We start from the raw sequence: 18,687 nt of genomic DNA on the forward strand, positions 1-18,687 counted from the left end.
GCTGTTCAGGAACCGGTGTTTGATGGAGATTGCCGCCGGGGACGGCGTGGCTGTGGGCGTGATTTATTCGTGATGGTTTGGCGATGACCGAACACCTGGCCGCAGAGAACCGCGAGCTGATCCTGGCCCGGGAGGCCCCGTTCGGCCTGGCCGGAACCCAGGTGCGGCCGGCGGCGCTGGAGGTCGAGCACGACGGCCGGGTCGCCGCGCTCGAGCCCAGGGTGATGAAGGTCCTAGTCGCCTTGGCGCGGTCGCGCGGCGAGCCGGTGAGCCGCGACGAACTGATCGAGCTCTGCTGGGGCGGCCGGATTGTCACCGAAGGCGCGCTCAATCGTTGCACGGCGCAGCTGCGCAAGGCCCTGGCGGACAATCCCCGCATCCGCATCGACACCATTCCGACCGTCGGCTACCGGCTGCAGGCCAGCGCCGATCTGCACGTCCATCCCCTGGGCGGGGCCGGCGCGACGACCGCGGCGGCGGCCGACGAGGTCGATCCCGCGCCGCGTCGCCTGTGGCCGATGGCCGCCGCCGCCGTGGCGGCCGTGGCCGTGATCGGCGGCGCGGCCTGGTGGTGGACCGCGCCCAAGCCGGTGACCTGGACCGCCGCCAGCTATCGGCCGATCACCAGCGAACGCGGCCTGGAGACCCATCCGGCCCTGTCGCCCCGGGGCGACCAGCTGGTCTATGCGCAGCGCTACGACAGCTCACAGACGCGGGACCTGTACCTGCGCGGCGTCGGGCCGGGCGCGACGCCCGTGCGGCTGACCCGCGATTCCGGCGACAACCACAGTCCGGCCTGGTCGCCGCGCGGCGACCGGGTGGCCTTCGTCCGCGCGGGCTGGTCGGGCCCCTGCAGCCTGGTCGTGGTGCCGATGCCGCTGGGGCCGGAGCGTGTCGTCGGCCGCTGCCAGGCGGCGACCTACACCAAGGTCAGCTGGCTGGACGACGAGACCCTGGTCATTTCCGACCGTCCGACGCCGTCCGCCATCCGCCGCGTACGGGCGATCGACATCCGGACGGGCGTGGGCCGCGACCTGACTGCCCCCACCGCCGAGACGCTGGGCGACAGCGATCCGGTGGTCTCGCCCGACGGGCGCAGCATCGTGTTTCGCCGCGGCCTGATGCACGGCGCCGACGACCTGTTCCTCAAGGACGTCCGGACCGGGCGGGAGCGGGCCTTGACCACCGACGGCTGGAAGGCGGTCGGCTACGTCTGGTCGGCCGACAGCCGGCATGTCTTCTACTCAACGAACCGCGGCGGGGCCTTCGGCCTGTGGACCGTGGACACCCGCCGCAGCGGCCCGCCCCGACGCGTCAGCCTGGGCCTCGGCAACGTCAGTTTCAGCCGCATGGGGGCCGACAGCGGCAACCGGCTGGCGGTCGAGGCGCCGAGCGGCAGCTCGAACCTGGCCCGGCGCGCGCCGGACGGGACCGTCAGCGCGGTGACCAGCAGCTCCAACAGCGACGACTGGGACCCGACGGCCTGGCGGGACGGGACGGTGGCCTACATCTCCGACCGCAGCGGCGCGTCCGAGGTCTGGATCGTCAATCCCGACGGTCGCGCGGTCCAGCTGACCTCGCTGGTCGGCAGCTACGTTTCGGCGCCCTCGTGGTCTCCGGACGGCCGCGACATCGCCTTCGTCTCGGTGAAGGGGCGGCGATCGGAAATCTACAGCGTGGGTCGCGACGGCTCCCGTCTGCGCGCCTTGACCGACGACGGCGCCGACAAGCTCAGCCCGGTCTACGCGCCCGCCGGCGACCGTCTGCGCTACGTTCTGCATGACGCGGGCGGCTATCGGCTCATGGAGCTGCCGCTGGCCCCGGGCGCGCGGGCGCGGGCCGTGCCCGGCGGCGCCGGTTGGCGGGAGGTGAAGGGCGGACCGGACGGGCGCCTCTACGGCGTGCGCGGCGACGGCGTGGTCCGGGCGGTGCTCGGCGGCGCCGAGCCGGAAGCGCCGGTGCGCCTGGGGACGGACGACAGCTGGGCGCCGACCGCGGACGGCGTCTACGTCCTGCGCGCCCGCCGGGATTCCCAGACGCCGCCGACCGCGTGGCTGCACCCCTGGACGGGACCGGCCCGCAAGGTGACCGAGCTGCCCTTCACCTGGGGGGATCTCAGCCTGGCGCCGGACGGGTCGCTGATCTTCATCCGCGACCTCGACGAGCAGATCGACCTCGGGCTGATCGAGCTGACCAGCTGAGCTTCCGGCATATCCGATCATCCCGGCGAAGGCCGGGACCCAGGTTCAGCCTCGGCGCCGAGTGAGTTCGCGCCGGCTCGGAGTTCTACGAGCTGGATCCCGGCCTTCGCCGGGGCGGTCGGATATGGAATGCCTACCGCTCGTCGGCCGGCAGCTGGATGTGCGACAGCTTCCAGGTGAACAGCGCCCGCCGCTCGAAGGTGAAGACCGTGATCTTCGACGGCTCGCCCGGACGGCGGACGGTGATCCGGGCCCGGTCCGGATCCCAGTAGGAGAACAGCGGCGGCAGGCCGCCGAGGGCCTGTTTCAGCTGGCCCGGGAAGCCCGAGGCCGGCGGCGGCGGCGGCGGGGCCTTGCCGGGCGCGTAGCCCTGACTCAGCGCCGCCAGGCCCTTCAGCGTCAGGTAGCGGTCGGCCTTGGGCTCGGGCGGGGCGATCGGCTCGATGGCCTTCTTGAAGGCGCCGATCGGGTCCTGCCAGATCGACGGCGGTTCGGGCGAGGCGGCGGGGGCGATCGGGACCAGCTGGCCGGTCAGGCTCTTGCGCACCGCCGGGAAGTCGACGAGCTGGGCCACCGCCGCCACGTCCTCGGCCGTCGTCGCCGCGCGCAGGGCCCGGAACGCGAACCAGGGCGCGCTCGCGAACGCCAGCGCGAAGGCGAGCACGCTCACCACGAAGATCTTGAAGAGGTCTAACCGCATAACGCCCCGCCGTTAACGCTGTCGGCGCATCAGCGCAAAGGCGCGCTTCGAAGGCAAGGGGCCTCGCGCCGAGAGGGAGCCCAACAAAAAGGGGACACGTTCCGCGCAGCGGTGCGTGTCCCCTGATCGTCTGTGGCAGTGAGGGGGACACGTACTGAAGTACATGTCCCCGACAGCTTAGGCCGCCATCGCCTTCTTGAGGTTCTCGTCGATCTTGTCGAGGAAGCCCTCGGTGGTCAGCCAGCCCTGCTTGTCGCCGACCAGCAGCGCCAGATCCTTGGTCATGAAGCCGCTCTCGACGGTGTCGATGCAGACCTTCTCCAGGGTGGCGGCGAACTTGGCCAGCTCGGCGTTGTCGTCGAGCTTGGCGCGGTGCGCCAGGCCGCGGGTCCAGGCGAAGATCGAGGCGATCGAGTTGGTCGAGGTCGACTCGCCCTTCTGGTGCTGGCGGTAGTGGCGGGTGACGGTGCCGTGGGCGGCTTCGGCTTCCACCGTCTTGCCGTCCGGGGTCATCAGCACCGAGGTCATCAGGCCCAGCGAGCCGAAGCCCTGGGCGACGATGTCCGACTGCACGTCGCCGTCGTAGTTCTTGCAGGCCCAGACGTAGCCGCCCGACCACTTCAGCGCCGAGGCGACCATGTCGTCGATCAGGCGGTGCTCGTAGGTGCCGCCGAACTCGGCGAACTTGGCCTTGTAGTGCTCGTCGAACACTTCCTGGAAGATGTCCTTGAAGCGCCCGTCATAGGCCTTGAGGATGGTGTTCTTGGTCGACAGATAGACCGGGTACTTGCGGTTCAGGCCGTAGGCGAACGAGGCGTGGGCGAACTCGCGGATCGAGTCGTCGAGGTTGTACATCGCCATGGCGACGCCGGCGCTCGGGGACTGGAAGACCTCGTGCTCGATGGTCTCGCCGTCTTCGCCGACGAACTTGATCGTCAGGGTCCCCTTGCCGGGGAAGCGGAAGTCGGTGGCGCGGTACTGGTCGCCGAAGGCGTGACGGCCGACGATGATCGGCTGGGTCCAGCCGGGCACCAGGCGCGGGACGTTCTGGCAGATGATCGGCTCGCGGAAGATCACGCCGCCCAGGATGTTGCGGATCGTGCCGTTGGGCGACTTCCACATCTTCTTGAGGCCGAACTCCTCCACGCGGGCTTCATCCGGCGTGATGGTCGCGCACTTCACGGCGACGCCGTGCTTCTTGGTCGCGTTGGCGGCGTCGATGGTGACCTGGTCGTTGGTCGCGTCGCGGTTCTCGACCGAGAGGTCGTAGTAGTCCAGCTCGAGGTCGAGGTACGGGAAGATCAGCTTGTCCTTGATGAGCTTCCAGATGATGCGGGTCATCTCGTCGCCGTCCATGTCGACGACGGGATTGGCGACCTTGATCTTGGCCATTGGGCGAATGTCTCCGATTAGGCGCGGTCGGGACCGTACGGCGCACAGGGCCGGACGGGCGCGCGGTGCGCAGGGCTATAGCCGCTCGCGGTGACAGGGAGAAGTCCGATTGTCGCACCCCGGACAAACCCTCCGCCAAATCAACGGCCTATTCAGGGATCGCTCGTAGAACAGGGTTCCCTAAGGAGAGCCGCCGTCTCGATGATCGCCGTCGCCAAGCCCCTTGCGCGCAAGCTGCTCGGCATCGTGGTCGTGCTCTCGATCGTGGTGACGGGGCTGACCAGCCTGGCCACCTTCTTCTTCGTCCAGAAGGCGTCGATCGCCCACCAGGTCGAGCACCTGAAGCTCTATGTCACCGAACGCGCCCAGACCGAGGACCGGCTGTTCTCGGAACTGGTCAAGGTCCACGCCGACGCCAACCGCGCGCTGATGCTGCGCTATGGCCTGCTGCGCGGGCGAGCGCTTGATGCGCGTTTCCAGGAGCTGTTCCCGCTGCAGCCTGACGGCACGCGCCGCAGCGCCCCCGATCTGTTCGACGGCCGGCTGCGCAGCGAGACCGACTACATCTACGGCATGGGATCGTTCATGGCGAACGGCGCCGCGGTCACCAACGACGAGAAGGCGCTGTACCTGGCGGTGCTGGAAGTGGCCTCCATGGTCGGCGAGGCGCAGCGCGCCCGCTACGACAACTTCTACATGTTCAGCACCGACAACCGGCTGATCATGTACGGGCCCGAGCGCAAGGATCGGCTGCTCTACTATCGGCGGGACGCGCCGGCGGACTTCGGCTTCCAGAAGGAAGAAATGACCGAGATCACCCGGCCGACGGCGAACCCGGCGCGGGTGATGCGCTGCACCAAGCTGCGCAAGCTGCTGAGCGATCCCAGCGGCAAGGCCCTGACCACCGCCTGCATGACCCCGATCGACATCGACGGCCGGCATGTCGGCGCCTGGGGCACGACGGTGACGCTCGACAGCTATCTGCTCGAAGCGGTCGGCCGATCGGCGGCGGGCAGCGAGAACATCATCGTCTCCGCCGACGGCGAGTTGATCGGCGCGCCCGGCATGGGCCGCGGCGGTGTGGTCAGCCCGGACGAACTAGAGGCTCAGGAGAAGAGTCGCGGCGTCGCCGACCTGGTGAAGGCGATCCGGGCCCGTGGGACGGAGTCGGGGGCGTTCGAGTATCGCGACCAGATGATCGCCTATGGTCACCTCAAGGAGCCGGACTGGTACTTCGTCATGAGTCTGCCGACGGCGGACGTCGTGCGCTCGGCGGCGCTGACGGCCTCCTGGGTGCTGCTGTTCGGCCTGCTCGGCATCGTCGCCCAGGCGGTGCTGCTCGTGCGGATCGTCAACCGCGAGGTGGTCGCTCCCCTGGAAATCCTGTCCAACACGCGCGGCGGCGCCGCCGGCTGCGCCGAGGGCGTCGAGCAGCGCGCCGACGAGATCGGCGCCCTGGCGCGGATGCTGCGCGGCCAGCGCCAGCGGAACGACGAGCTGCTTCGATCGCTGGAGGATCGGGTCGCCGCCCGCACCGCCGAGCTGCAGCGCGCCAACAAGGCCAAGTCGACCTTCCTGGCCAACATGTCTCACGAGCTGCGCACGCCGCTGAACGGGGTCATCGCCCTGACCGACCAGCTGGCCGAGACCGACGACCGGGACCGTCGGCGGGAGCTGGCGGGGCTGGTGTCCTCCTCCGGCCGCCTGCTGGAGCAGGTGCTCGGGGACATCCTCGACGTCTCCAAGATCGAGGCCGGCCAGTTCCGCCTGTCGCCGGCGCCGTTCGATCTGGTCGAGACGGTCTCGGGCATGGCCGACCTGCATCGCGCCGCCGCCGAGGCCAAGGGGTTGGCCCTGACCTGGACGGTCGCGCCGGAGGCGCGCGGCGGCTGGTCGGGCGACAGCGGCCGGATCGCCCAGATCCTGTCCAACCTGCTCGGCAACGCGGTGAAGTTCACGGAGCGGGGCGGAGTGGCTCTGGACGTCGACCTCGACGGCGAGGGGCGACTCCGCTTCGTGGTGCGCGACACCGGGGTCGGGTTCGACGCCGAGGCCAGGGCCCGGCTGTTCCGGCGGTTCGAGCAGGCCGACGACTCCATCACCCGTCGGTTCGGCGGCACGGGGCTGGGCCTGTCGATCTGCGCCGCCCTGGCGCAGATGATGGGCGGCGAGATCGACGCGGCGGCTGAACCTGGCGAAGGGGCGGCCTTCACCGTGGTGCTGCCGCTGCTTCGGGCGGATCTGGCGGCGGCGGAGCGGGCCGACCCGGATCAGGACGCCGAAATGAGTCTCGAGGGGCTGAGGGTGCTGGTCGCCGAGGATCACCCGACCAATCAGAAGGTGGTTCAGATCATTCTCGAGCCGTTCGGGGTCGAGCTGACCCTGGTCGGAAACGGGGAAGAGGCGGTGGCCGCCGCCGAGCAGCGGCGGTTCGACGCCGTCCTGATGGACATGCAGATGCCGGTCATGGACGGTCTGACCGCCACCCGGCGACTGCGCGCCCGCGAGGCTGCATTGGGCCGGTCGCCGGCGCTGATCGTCATGGTCACCGCCAACGCCATGGACGAGCACGTCGAGGCGGCGATCGCGGCCGGCGCCGACCTGCACATCGCCAAGCCCCTGCGCCCGGCCCAGCTGGTCGCGGCCCTGGCCATGGCGCCTCGTGAGCGCGGCGAGGAGAGCGAGCGGGCGGCGGGGTAGGGGCAGTGCGTGGTTCGAGACGCCGGGCTGAGGCCCGGCTCCTCACCATGACGCGTTCAGTAGCGCTCTGAATTCGTCATCCTGAGGAGCGAGCCTCAAGCGAGCGTCTCGAAGGACGCACCTACCCCGCCGCCTTCACGATCACGCGCATGGCTTCGGCGATGGCGGCGTCCCGCGTCGGGTCGTCCTGCGAGGAGGCGGCCAGGAACACCACCACGGCGTAGCGCCTGCCGTCCTTCAGGGTGACGACGCCGACGTCGTTGGTGGCCAGGGTCAGGCCCAGGTCGGTCGCCGCCGTGGCGCTCTTGTGGGCGATGGTCGCGCCCGGCGGCAGGCCCGCCTTCAGCCGTTCCTCTCCGGTCGGGCTGTCGGTCATGATCTTGAGCAGCAGCTGGGTCGACGCCGGCTTGAGCAGCTCGCCGGCCGACAGCTGTCGCAGGAAGTTCAGCACCCCGGACGCCGTGGCGGTGTCGCGCGGGTCGGCGAGGTAATCCTGCTGCGCCTTGCGGCGGGCGGCCTCCGGAATCTCGTCGCGGGCGGCGACCCAGGCCGGCCAGCTCTTCCAGGCGATACGAAACGAGCCCAGACCCTGACTCTCGGGCTGCAGTTCGCGCTCATAGCGGTCGACCCGGAACTCCTTGATGCGCTTGGCGCGCAGCCAGGCCGTGACCGCGCCCGGCCCGCCGATCCGCTTCATCAGCACGTCGGCGGCGGTGTTGTCGCTGTCGCCGACCGCCTTCTCCAGGAGCTCGCGCACCGTGTAGGTCTCGGTCTCGGGCCAGGCGTCCGCCACCGGGCTGTAGGGCGGCGAGATGTCCGCCTCGGTCAGGGTGATCTGATCATCCAGGGCCAGCCGCCCGGCGTCGACCTCGGCGAGGACCGCCGCGCCGAGAACCATCTTGAACACGCTCTGCAGGGGGAAGGCCTTCTGACCGTTCCAGGCCCACATCTCCCCGCCTTCAAGGTTCTGCACGGCCACCTCGAGCTCGGCCGGCTGGACGCTGTCGGCGATGACCGCGATCTCCTTGTCGAGCAGGGCGGCGTCCAGCTCAGGCGTCTTGGCTCCGGTGCGCGGCGTCGTCGGTTCGCAGGCGGCGACCAGCACGGCGACGGCGAGCAGGACGAGCGGGGCGAAGAGGCGCATGAGTCTCTTCATAGCGCCCTTTGCCCCGTCTGGGGGAACGGCTTATCAGGGGGAATGGAAGCAAAGTCCCCCGTCGTCATCCTCAACGAGCCCCAGCTGGCCGAGAACATCGGCGCGGTCGCCCGCGTCATGGCCAACTTCGGCCTTTCGGACCTGCGCCTGGTGCGGCCGCGGGACGGCTGGCCGCAGGAGCGGGCCTGGGCCAGCGCCTCGGGGGCCAACTGGCCGCTGGACGGGGCCCAGGTGTTCGAACGGCTGGAGGACGCGGTCGCCGACCTGCGGCTGGTCTACGCCACCACCGCTCGACCGCGCGAGACCCAGTTGCCGGTGATCACGCCGCGCGAGGCCGCGGCCGAGCTGAAGGCCGCCAGCGAGGCGGGGCAGGGCGTCGGCCTGCTGTTCGGCGGCGAACGGGCGGGGCTGGAGACGGGCGACATCGCCCTTTGCCACGGCATCGTCACCATCCCGATCGACGACCGGTTCCGCTCGCTGAACCTGGCCCAGGCCGTCGCGATCAACGCCTACGAATGGCGAATGGGCGTGTTCGACCGCCCGCGCGAGGCCTTCGCCCATAACATCGCCGAGCCCGCCGACATGGAGTCGATGGTCGGCCTGTACGAACAGCTCGAAGGCCAGCTGGACGAGGCCGGCTTCTTCCATCCGCCCGAGAAGCGGCCGTCGATGGTGCGCAACCTGCGGGTCTCGCTGGGCCGCGCCCGCTTCACCGACCAGGAGGTCCGCACCTGGCGCGGCGTGATCACCGCCCTGTCGAAGGGGCGGGGCCGCGTCCTGGAAAAGCTGGCGCGCCAGAAGGCTGAGAAGGGCGAGGGGTAGGGGTCAACCCCTTACGGTTCGAGATCCTCTCCAACACCGTATGTCCCCGCGAAGGCGGGGACCCAAGCTGAGATCGATCATTCCGCCAGCTTGATAAGTCCAAGCTCGGCTTCGATCCCCGCCTTCGCGGGGACGAGCGGCGGAGATGCGGTTGGTCCAAGTTTCATTCTCGCAAGGCCGATGAGCCGACCCAGAAGGGCGCGGCCGATCCGCTGTGCATCCTCCCATTCGCCTGTGTTCATGGGTGGCCCGAACACGTCGGGCCATGACGGAGAGAGATGCGGGCTTGCGCGTCGGAGCGCTTTCGATACAAATGAGACCAAGGGGTAACATTAAGCCCCGGCCATAGGATCGGGAGCACGTCCATGAACCGTCGGGAACTCTTCCTCGCCCTCGCCGCGGCGGGGATCGCGCCGCAGGCGCTGGCCCAGGCGGCGCCGGGCGCGGCCGACCCGACCGCCACGGCGCGCGACCTCTGGCTCTATGGCTTGCCGCTGATCGAGATGGCCACGACCCGGGCCCGGCACCTGAAGGGCGGCGGCGGGATCAACCGCCTGCAGCACACCCGCCAGCTGGCCGACGACCGGTTCCGGACGGTCACCACGCCGAACAACGACACCCTGTATTCGTTCGCCTGGCTGGACCTGTCGCAGGGGCCCGTGACGCTGACCGTCCCGCCGCTGGACCGCTACTGGTCGGTGGCCTTGATGGACATGTACACCAACAACAACGCCGTGCTGGGAACCCGCACGGTCGGGCCGCAGGGCGGGACCTTCACCATCGTCGGGCCGGGCCAGGCCGGGGGCGGGCCGGAGACAATCCGGGCGGCGACCCCGCACGCCTGGCTGCTGGTGCGGCTGCTGACCGACGGCGGCGACGACCTGCCGGTCACCCATGCCCTGCAGGACCGGTTCAAGCTGACCGGTCCGGCCGGCGCGACGACGCCCGTCTATGCGCCGCGCGAGGCCCAGCCGGCCGACTACTTCGCCTCGATGCTGAAGCTGCTGGAGGCTGATCCGCCGCCGGCTGTCGACCGTCGCATGCTGGCGCGGCTGAGGACGATCAAGCTCGACAGCTCCGAGACCGCCGCCGGCGTCCAGCAGGCGCGGATGATCGCCCAGATGGCCAAGGGGCGTCAGGGCTACGTCCAGGGCTGGAGCTATACCCGCCCGAACCTGGGCGACTACGACCAGGACTACCTCTACCGCGCCATCATCGCCCTGCTGGGCCTGGGCGCCCTGCCGGTGGCGGAGGCCATGTACATGCGGGCCGAGGGCGACAGCGGCGGCCTGTTCAAGGGCGACGACCTCTACCGCCTGAGCCTGCCGGCCCAGATGCCGCTCGACGCCTTCTGGTCGCTGTCGATGTACGAGGTGGTCGAGGACGGCCAGCAGTTCTTCACCGCCAATCCGCTGAACCGCTACTCGATCGGCGACCGCACCAAGGGCCTGAAGCGCAACGCCGACGGCTCGATCGACCTCTGGATCGGCCGGAGCGACCCGGGCGGCGAGCGCAGCGCCAACTGGCTGCCGGCGCCCAGGTCGGGACCCTATTCGATGACCATGCGCACCTACCTGCCGCGGGCCGAGCTGCTCGACGGCCGCTGGCGCCTGCCCGCCGTCGCGAAGGCCTGAGCCATGACCGACCTGCGCGCCGCCGCCCGCGAGGCCTGGCTCTACGTCCTGCCGCTGATCGAGATCGCCGCCGTCCGCAGCGTCGGACAGCTGGTCGGCTCGCAGCCGAACACCTTCGGGGCGATGCGGAAACTGGCCGACCACCGCTCCCGCGCGGTGACGACGCCGAACAACGACACCCTCTACGCCACCGCCCAGCTGGACCTGTCGGCGGGACCGGTGACCCTGACCGTTCCGCCGTCGGGCGAGCGCTACGTCTCGTTGCAGCTGATGGACGCCTACAGCAACAGTTTCGCCGTGTTGGGCACGCGGACGACCGGGACCGGCGGCGACGTCTTCACCCTGGTCGGGCCCGAGGCGGCGGCCGAGGGGCGCAACGTCGTCCGCGCCCCGACCCGCCACGTCTGGGCCCTGGCCCGGATCCTGGTCGAGGGACCGCACGACTTCGAGGCCGCTCAGAAGGTCCAGCTCGGCTTCTCCGCCCAGGGACCGGAGGTCCCGCCCTTCGCCGGCCACGCCAAGCGCGTCGACTCCTGGCCCGAGTATTTCGCTTCCGCCGATGTCCTGATGGCCCAGAACCCGCCGCCGGTCACCGACCTGGCGATGCGGGCCCGCATCGCGCCGCTGGGCCTGGGCGAGGGGCGGTTCGACCCGTCCCGCTTCAGCGAGGCCGAGCAGGCCGAGATCGCCGCCGGAGTGGAGGACGCCCGCAAGGCGGCCCGATCGGGCGGCGGCCTGTCGGGCGACACCTTCATCGAGGGCTGGGCCTATCCGGCCAGCAAGCTGGGCGATTTCGGACAGGACTACGGCTTCCGCGCCGCGGTGGCGCTGGGCGGGCTGGCGGCGCTGCCGTTGGTCGAGGCCACCTATCTGCGCGCCGGCGCGCCGGGCGGGGGCGGGGCCTTCGATGGAACCCGGAACTGGCGGCTGCACATCCCGGCCGACCGTCAGATCCCGGTGAACAGCTTCTGGTCGCTGTCGATGTACGAGATCACGCCGGAGGGGCAGTTCTACTTCACGGACAACCCCCTCGGTCGCTACGCCATCGGCGACCGCACGGCGGGGCTGAAGTGGAACGACGACGGCTCGCTGGACCTCTGGATCGGTCATGAGCGGCCCTCGCCCGAGCGTGAGAGCAACTGGCTGCCGGCCCCGGCCGGGCCCTTCGCCCTGTTCATGCGCGGCTATCTGCCGAAGGCCGAACTGCTCGACGGCCGCTATCGTCTGCCGGCGGTCCAGGAGGCCTCGTCCCCACCATAGGGAGTCCCGTCCTCGCTCTTGGGGACGGGGCGGGCTACCCCTCGGGTCCGATCAACCCGGCGGGCGAGACCCGCAGACAGGCCATGACCACTCGTAGACACTGCGTTCAACAGCTCTCGGCGACCGCCGGGATCACCCTTGCGGCTTCTTTCGGCGTCGGAGGCGCCGCCAGCTGTGCGCCGGCGGCCAAGCCGGCCGCCAAGCCGGGCGCCGGCTGGCGCATGCCGGACGAGCACCTGCCGCAGGCGCGGGTGTTCGTGTCCTACGCCGCGGCGCCGGCCGTCTGGGAGGACATCGCCGAGGACGTCAACGAGACCATCGCCGAACTGGCCCGCACCATCGCCGAGTTCCAGCCGGTGACCGTGCTCTGCCGGCCCGACCAGGCCGCGGAGGCCAAGGAAGCCTGCGGCGAGAAGAACACGACCTACCTGACGCTGCCGCTCGACGACGTCTGGGTGCGCGACTACGGCGGCGTCTTCGTCGAACGCGACGGCAAGCTCGGACTGGTCGACTTCAACTTCAACGGCTGGGGCGGCAAGCAGTCCGCCGCCCGGGACGGCCGCGCGGCCAAGGTCCTGAGCGAGACGCTGGGCGTGGACTACATCCAGAGCCGCCTGACCGGCGAGGGCGGCGGCCTGGAGGTCGACGGCCACGGCACGGCGATCCTGACCGAGAGCTGCTGGGTCAACGACAACCGCAACCCCGGCCTTACCCGCGACGCCATCGAGGCCGAGCTGAAGACGCTGCTGGGTCTGCGCAAGATCATCTGGCTGCCGGGCATCAAGGACATGGACATCACCGACGCCCATGTCGACTTCTACGCCCGCTTCGTGACGCCCGGGGTGGTGATCGCCAACCTGGACAACGACCCGCAGTCCTACGACCACGCCGTGACCCGCCGGCATCTGGAGATTCTGAAGGCCGCGACCGACGCCGACGGCCGGCCGCTGGAGGTCCATACCCTGCCGCCGCCGCTGAAGCCGCGCCGCAGCGTCTTCCGCCAGCGCAACCCGGACTTCGCCGCCGGCTATATCAACTACCTGCCGATCAACGGAGCGGTCATCGCGCCGGAGTTCGGCGACGCGGCGGCGGACGGCTACTGCAAGGACCTGCTGACCCGGCTCTATCCGGGGCGTGAAGTGGTGCAGATCGACATCGACCCGATCGCGGCCGGCGGCGGCGGCATCCACTGCGTCAGCAAGAACATGGTGCGGGCGGGGTAGCGGAAGGGGGCGTGTTCCGCAGGTACGCGTCCCGTTTCCCAAGGGGTGGGGGACACGCACCTTCGGAGCATGTCCCCGCTCATCTCCGGGGACATGTTCCGGCTTACCGGTACGTGTCCCCGTTGTCCGGAAGGAGGGAGGAAGGGGTGGCGTCGCGTCGGCGCCGTCCCTAGCTTTCCCTCATGACCCGCGCCGCCGACCTCCTCGCCCGCCTGCCGATCCCGATCATCCAGGCGCCGATGCTGGGCGCATCGTCCTATGAGATGGCCCGAGCGGTCGGCGCCGTGGGCGGGCTGGGGTCGCTGGCCAGCGCCGGCTCGGCGCCGGACGAGATCGAGGCCGACGCCGCGCGAATGCGGGCCGACCTCGGGGATGCGCCCTTCGCCATGAACCTGTTCGTGCTGGGCCGGGCGGAGCCCCCCGCCGACGAGGTCGACCGCGCCATCGCCCGCCTGGCCCCCTGGCGCGCCGAGCTGGGCCTGCCCGAGCCGGCCGCGCCCAACAGTTTCGCGCCTGATTTCACGGCGCAGTTCGAGGCCGTGGTCCGCGCCGCCCCGCCGGTCGCCAGCTTCGCCTTCGACACCCTGACGCCGGAGCAGGTCGCGACGCTGCAGGCGCGCGGGACCCTGGTGTTCGGCACGGCGACCACCGTGGCCGAGGCCCGCGCCTGGGCGGCCGTGGGCGCCGACGCCGTCGTGGCCCAGGGCTATGAGGCCGGCGGCCATCGCGGCCACTTCCTGGCCCCGGTCGACAAGAGCCTGGTCGGGACCTTGGCCCTGGTCGCGACGATCCGGCGGTCGGTCGAGGTCCCGGTGATCGCCGCCGGCGGGATCATGGACGGCCAGGGCGTCGCCGCCGCCCTGGCCCTGGGCGCGAGCGCGGTCCAGATGGGCACCGCCTTCCTGCTGGCTGACGAGACGGCGATCAGCGCGCCGTGGCGCGACGCGGTCGCGACCGCCGAGGACGAGGCCACGGCCCTGACCCGCGCCTTCAGCGGCCGTCACGCCCGCGGCCTCGAGAACCGCTTCATGCGCGAGATGCGCGCCGTCGAGGACGAGGTCCCGGCCTATCCGGTGCAGAACCGCCTGACCAGGGAGCTGCGCGCCGAGGCCGCCAAGGCCGGCGTGGCCGACATGCTGTCGCTCTGGGCCGGACAGGCGGTCACCCTGGCGACGCCGGGCGCCTCGGGCGTGCTGGTGCAACGCTGGTGGGCCGAGGCGAGGGCGGCGAGCGATCGCCTGGGGGACATGGTCCGGCGATAGCCGGTCCGTGTCCCCTTCTGCGGGGACACGTACGCTTCGCGAACATGTCCCCGGGGACAGCGAACCGGCTATAAGGCGACCAGGTCCACAGGAGTCGCCTCATGAAAACCCGCGCCGCCGTCGCCTTCGAAGCCAAGAAGCCGCTGGAGATCGTCGAGGTCGACCTGGAAGGCCCGCGCGCCGGCGAGGTGCTGGTCGAGATCAAGGCCACCGGCATCTGCCATACCGACGCCTACACCCTGGACGGGCTGGACAGCGAGGGCATCTTCCCCTCGATCCTGGGCCACGAAGGCGCCGGCGTCGTTCTGGAAGTCGGCCCCGGCGTGACCAGCGTGGTCCCCGGCGACCATGTGATCCCGCTCTACACGCCCGAATGCCGGCAGTGCAAAAGCTGCCTTTCCCGCAAGACCAACCTCTGCACGGCGATCCGCGGCACCCAGGGCAAGGGCCTGATGCCGGACGGCTCCAGCCGCTTCTCCTACAAGGGCCGGACCATCCACCACTACATGGGCTGCTCGACCTTCGCGAACCACACGGTCCTGCCCGAGATCGCCCTGGCCAAGATCCGCAAGGACGCGCCGTTCGACAAGGCCTGCTACGTCGGCTGCGGCGTGACCACAGGCGTCGGGGCGGTGACCAACACGGCCAAGGTCGAGCCGGGCGCCAACTGCATCGTCTTCGGCCTGGGCGGCATCGGCCTGAACGTGATCCAGGGCCTGAAGATGGTCGGGGCCGGCATGATCGTGGGCGTCGACATCAACCCGGCCCGCGAGGCCTGGGGCCGCCGCTTCGGCATGACCCATTTCGTGAACCCCAAGGCCGTCGACGGCGACATCGTCCCCTATCTGGTCGAACTGACCGGCGGCGGCGCGGACTACACCTTCGACGCCACCGGCAACGTCACGGTCATGCGCCAGGCGCTGGAGGCCTGCCACCGCGGCTGGGGCGAGAGCATCATCATCGGCGTGGCCGAGGCCGGGAAGGAGATCGCCACCCGGCCGTTCCAGCTGGTCACCGGCCGGGTCTGGAAGGGCACGGCCTTCGGCGGCGCCCGCGGCCGCACCGACACGCCCAAGATCGTCGACTGGTACATGGACGGGAAGATCGAGATCGATCCGATGATCACCCACACCCTGCCGCTCGAAGACATCAACAAGGCCTTCGACCTGATGCACGCGGGCGAGAGCATCCGGTCCGTCGTGGTGTTCTGATCCTCTCAATCTGATCCTCCCCCATCGGGGGAGGGGGACCATCCCGCAGGGATGGTGGAGAGGGGCCTCGGCGTTTGACCCCCTCCACCATCCCTGCGGGATGGTCCCCCTCTCCCAGGGGAGAGGATCAGGCAAACACCACCTCCACCGTCTTCGCCTCCGGCGCCAGGAAGCGCAGCAGGGCCTCGCCTTCGGCGGTCAGGTCGTCCTTGGCGGCCTTCGTCAGCGTCCCGAACGGCGTCGCGGTCAGCACGGCCTTGGTCTTGGACGCCGTCAGGCTCCAGCTTCCGGCCGCGAAGCCGTCGACCAGAAAGACCGCCGGCACCCGCAGGTTCTGGTTCCACAGCCGCTTGCGATCCTCCTCGGCGATCACCCGGGCCCGGTCGGCGTGGCCCAGCATGATCCCGTCGAAGTCGGCCACGAACCGCGCCGGAGCCGGCGTCCCGCCGTCGGCGACCGGTCCGTCCTTCACGTCGTACAGCGTCTTGCCGGCCTCGTTGCGGTAGGCGGCCAGCGCCATCCCGTCGACGACCGCCTTCAGGCTCTTCATCGCCGTGAAGGTCTGGATGTCGGCGACCGTCGCCGGGCCGAAGGCCTCCAGGTAGCGGCGCACGAGGCCCTCGACATCGGCTTTCGGGTCCGGCGCGCGGCCCAGCCACCGATCGGCCAGGGCGAAGGCCCCGCCGGCCTTGCCGCCCCAAGGACCGTCGTGCGGCATGGCGACCAGCGGCAGGTTCAGCCGCACGGCGTAGGCCAGGTGGCGCCCGTTCAGGCCGGGCCAACGCTCGGCCAGCACCGTCTGCAGGTCGGCGAAGGCAAGCGGCCCCGCCTCCAGTGCGGCGCGGCCCGCCGCGACGACGTCGGCGATCGGGACCACCTTGGTGATCTCGCTCATCTCCGGGCGCATGGCCGCCTCGAGCATCAGGGCGTGCGTGGACCGGAAGGCGACGTAGTCGCCGGCGCTGACCAGGTGCAGCGTGCCGCGGGTGAAGGTGGCCTTGACCACGCTGCGGTCGGCGAGCGCGCCCAGCAGGGCCTCGCGCCGGAACGCCTGCAGCCGAGACCACAGGGCGATGAAGGGCGGCCGCGCCTCTTGCGCCTGGAGGCCGTTCAGCCAGTCGATGGCCTCGACGATGGGCGCCTGCCGGCGCTCCAGCAGCCACTGCCGCGCCAGCAGCGTCCGGTTCAGGGTTCGCGTATCGAGTGTTTGTGGCTTGGCCGTCATGAGCCGCAGGCTACATTGCGCCCGTCATGTCTTCAGTCGAAATCCTCTCCGAACACCGCACCTTCGGCGGAACGCTCCGCTATTGCCGCCACGCCGCCGCCGCGACCGGCGTTCCGATGCGGTTCAGCCTGTTCCTGCCGGACGGTCCGGGGCCGTTCCCGATGGTCACCTGGCTGTCCGGCCTGACCTGCACCGAGGAGAACTTCACCGCCAAGGCCAACGCCTACGGCGCGGCTTCGGATCTGGAGATCGCGATCCTGGCTCCAGACACCAGCCCGCGCGGCGAGGGCGTGGCCGATGACCCGGGCTACGACCTTGGGCAAGGGGCTGGCTTCTATGTCGACGCGACCCAGGCGCCGTGGAAACCGCACTTCCAGATGGAGACCTACATCGTCCGGGACCTGCTCGAGGCGGTCGGGGCGGCGTTTCCGGTCCATGCCGGGCGGCGCGGGATCATGGGCCATTCGATGGGCGGCCATGGCGCGCTGACCCTGGCGCTGCGCCATCCGAACCTGTTCAAGACGGTGTCGGCCTTCGCGCCGATCGCCTCGCCGACGCGCTGCCCCTGGGGCCGGAAGGCGTTCGAGGCCTATCTCGGCGCGGACGAGCGCCGGTGGCGAGAGCATGACGCCGCCCTGCTGATCGAGGCGGGCGTGGCCAAGGGCAGGTTCGACGACATCCTCGTCGAGCAGGGCCTGGCCGACAATTTCCTGGCCGAGCAGCTGAAGCCCGAACTGCTGGAACAGGCGGCCAAGGCGGCCGGCCAGAAGCTGACCGTCCGCCGTCAGCCCGGCTACGACCACAGCTACTTCTTCATCGCGACCTTCATCGCCGACCACCTGGCCTGGCACGCGGCCAAGCTCAGGCGCTAGCAGGCGTGATCGCGGCGGCCAGGCGCGGCGTCCACCGGGGCAGGTCCGTCCTGGCGGCGGCGGTGTTGTAGGCCGCCAGCACCCAGCCGTCCCGGAAGGCCGCGATCAGCCGCGGCCGCCCCAGAGCGCGCTCCACGGTCACGGCCATGCGCCAGCCCACCGTGTACCAGGCGCCTTGGGTTCCGAAGTAGCCGGTCATCCTGGCGTCGACCGCAGCAGCCTCGCCGGCGGTTCCGTCCAGCACCCGCAGGAAGAAGGCGTCCTGCTCGGCCAGCAGTTCGGGGAACCGGGCGGCGTTGGCGTCCCATTCGGCGCGTTCGGCCGGTTCGCTGACGGCGTGCGGATGGATGTCCGGTCCGCCGGCCGCCGCCAGCATCGCCAGGCCTTCGCCGAAGCCGCTGGTCCAGCGGCGCAGCTGGGCGACCCCGGGCGGCGTCCCCGGCGGGTTGGCGATCCGCGAGACGGCGCCCATGCCGATGTGATGCAGTTCGTGCGCCATGGTGTTGCGCGCCTTGGCTGCCGACACCTTCGGGTCGAGGTGCAGGAAAATCGCCGGATCACCCTTCAGGTCGAAGACGAAGGAGTTGGCCTTCGGCTTGATGACCGGGAAGACGGTCGCGCGCAGCGTCGTCCCGGGCGGCAGATAGGCCCTCGCCAGAGCGGCGGCTCCGTCGACCGGCGTCTCTCGCCAGGCGGCCAGCGTCCGGCGCAGGTCGGCGGCCCTGGCGCGGCTTTCCGGCGCGGTCAGGAAGGCGCGCATGTCGTCGTCCGAGAAGGCGCGGCCCAGGCTCGCCTCGCGGGCCTTCAGGCGATGGTGACCGGCGCTCTCGAACAGCCGGCGCCAGTCGGTCTCGCCAAGGGGCCGGCCGGCGTTCAGGGCGTCCAGGATGGCCAGCGCCGCCTCGGCCTGATCGACGTCCAACGCGACGCCCGACGCCTGCGCGGCGGCGGACGGAGCGATCAATCCGGCCGCCGCCATCACGCCCAGGCGACGTCGGGTCAGGGTCCAGTCGGCGGTCATGCTCCAGG

At 70.6% G+C, this 18,687-nt stretch carries 14 protein-coding genes; 9 read left to right on the top strand and 5 right to left on the bottom strand.

Annotated elements, in window-relative coordinates; translation table 11 throughout:
• The first annotated feature begins 83 nt into the window (after nucleotides 1-83).
• The gene (locus CSW64_RS06085; RefSeq protein WP_150131345.1) at nucleotides 84-2,201 is read left to right on the top strand and encodes a winged helix-turn-helix domain-containing protein; all 2,118 of its coding nucleotides are present in this window, start codon (nucleotides 84-86) and stop codon (nucleotides 2,199-2,201) included.
• A gap of 133 nt (nucleotides 2,202-2,334) precedes the next feature.
• Here CSW64_RS06085 and CSW64_RS06090 read toward each other — a convergent pair whose 3' ends face one another.
• Entirely contained in the window at nucleotides 2,335-2,901 is a 567-nt protein-coding gene (locus CSW64_RS06090; protein WP_099621269.1) for a DUF2939 domain-containing protein, read from the bottom strand.
• A gap of 177 nt (nucleotides 2,902-3,078) precedes the next feature.
• On the bottom strand, nucleotides 3,079-4,293 hold the full coding sequence (locus CSW64_RS06095; protein WP_099621270.1) for an NADP-dependent isocitrate dehydrogenase: 1,215 nt from the start codon (nucleotides 4,291-4,293) through the stop codon (nucleotides 3,079-3,081).
• Between the two features lie 201 nt (nucleotides 4,294-4,494).
• On the opposite strand from CSW64_RS06095, the gene CSW64_RS06100 reads away from it, so the two are divergent.
• Nucleotides 4,495-6,993 carry an ATP-binding protein gene (locus CSW64_RS06100; protein WP_099621271.1) on the top strand — a complete coding sequence of 833 codons (2,499 nt, stop codon included), beginning with the start codon at nucleotides 4,495-4,497 and terminating at the stop codon, nucleotides 6,991-6,993.
• Nucleotides 6,994-7,114: 121 nt separating this feature from the next.
• Here CSW64_RS06100 and bla read toward each other — a convergent pair whose 3' ends face one another.
• Complete coding sequence (gene bla, locus CSW64_RS06105; RefSeq protein ID WP_172448477.1) at nucleotides 7,115-8,137, bottom strand: class A beta-lactamase; 1,023 nt, start codon at nucleotides 8,135-8,137, stop codon at nucleotides 7,115-7,117.
• Nucleotides 8,138-8,191: 54 nt separating this feature from the next.
• Here bla and CSW64_RS06110 point away from each other — a divergent pair, with 54 nt between their 5' ends.
• The 6 genes from CSW64_RS06110 (at nucleotide 8,192) to CSW64_RS06135 (ending at nucleotide 15,561) form a co-directional block, all read left to right on the top strand.
• Nucleotides 8,192-8,971, top strand: a complete 780-nt coding sequence (locus tag CSW64_RS06110; protein WP_099621273.1) for an RNA methyltransferase — start codon at nucleotides 8,192-8,194, stop codon at nucleotides 8,969-8,971.
• Between the two features lie 365 nt (nucleotides 8,972-9,336).
• Complete coding sequence (locus CSW64_RS06115; RefSeq protein WP_099621274.1) at nucleotides 9,337-10,605, top strand: DUF1254 domain-containing protein; 1,269 nt, start codon at nucleotides 9,337-9,339, stop codon at nucleotides 10,603-10,605.
• Nucleotides 10,606-10,608: 3 nt separating this feature from the next.
• Complete coding sequence (locus CSW64_RS06120; RefSeq protein WP_099621275.1) at nucleotides 10,609-11,865, top strand: DUF1254 domain-containing protein; 1,257 nt, start codon at nucleotides 10,609-10,611, stop codon at nucleotides 11,863-11,865.
• An 83-nt stretch (nucleotides 11,866-11,948) separates the two neighbouring features.
• The gene (locus CSW64_RS06125; RefSeq protein ID WP_099621276.1) at nucleotides 11,949-13,088 is read left to right on the top strand and encodes an agmatine deiminase family protein; all 1,140 of its coding nucleotides are present in this window, start codon (nucleotides 11,949-11,951) and stop codon (nucleotides 13,086-13,088) included.
• 182 nt (nucleotides 13,089-13,270) lie between these two features.
• A complete protein-coding gene (locus CSW64_RS06130; RefSeq protein ID WP_099621277.1) occupies nucleotides 13,271-14,350 on the top strand; it encodes an NAD(P)H-dependent flavin oxidoreductase in 1,080 nt (359 codons plus the stop codon).
• A 101-nt stretch (nucleotides 14,351-14,451) separates the two neighbouring features.
• A complete protein-coding gene (locus CSW64_RS06135; RefSeq protein WP_099621278.1) occupies nucleotides 14,452-15,561 on the top strand; it encodes an S-(hydroxymethyl)glutathione dehydrogenase/class III alcohol dehydrogenase in 1,110 nt (369 codons plus the stop codon).
• Between the two features lie 127 nt (nucleotides 15,562-15,688).
• On the opposite strand, the gene CSW64_RS06140 is transcribed toward CSW64_RS06135, so the two are convergent.
• On the bottom strand, nucleotides 15,689-16,786 hold the full coding sequence (locus CSW64_RS06140) for a winged helix DNA-binding domain-containing protein (protein WP_099621279.1): 1,098 nt from the start codon (nucleotides 16,784-16,786) through the stop codon (nucleotides 15,689-15,691).
• A 26-nt stretch (nucleotides 16,787-16,812) separates the two neighbouring features.
• Here CSW64_RS06140 and fghA point away from each other — a divergent pair, with 26 nt between their 5' ends.
• Nucleotides 16,813-17,658 (top strand): S-formylglutathione hydrolase, encoded by an 846-nt coding sequence (gene fghA / locus CSW64_RS06145; protein WP_099621280.1) that lies wholly within the window; start codon nucleotides 16,813-16,815, stop codon nucleotides 17,656-17,658.
• Here fghA and CSW64_RS06150 read toward each other — a convergent pair.
• On the bottom strand, nucleotides 17,648-18,679 hold the full coding sequence (locus CSW64_RS06150) for a DUF5700 domain-containing putative Zn-dependent protease (protein WP_099621281.1): 1,032 nt from the start codon (nucleotides 18,677-18,679) through the stop codon (nucleotides 17,648-17,650). The genes fghA and CSW64_RS06150 overlap by 11 nt on opposite strands.
• Between the last annotated feature and the right edge of the window lie 8 nt (nucleotides 18,680-18,687).

The sequence above is a fragment of the Caulobacter mirabilis genome, from assembly GCF_002749615.1.
Lineage (GTDB): Bacteria > Pseudomonadota > Alphaproteobacteria > Caulobacterales > Caulobacteraceae > Caulobacter > Caulobacter mirabilis.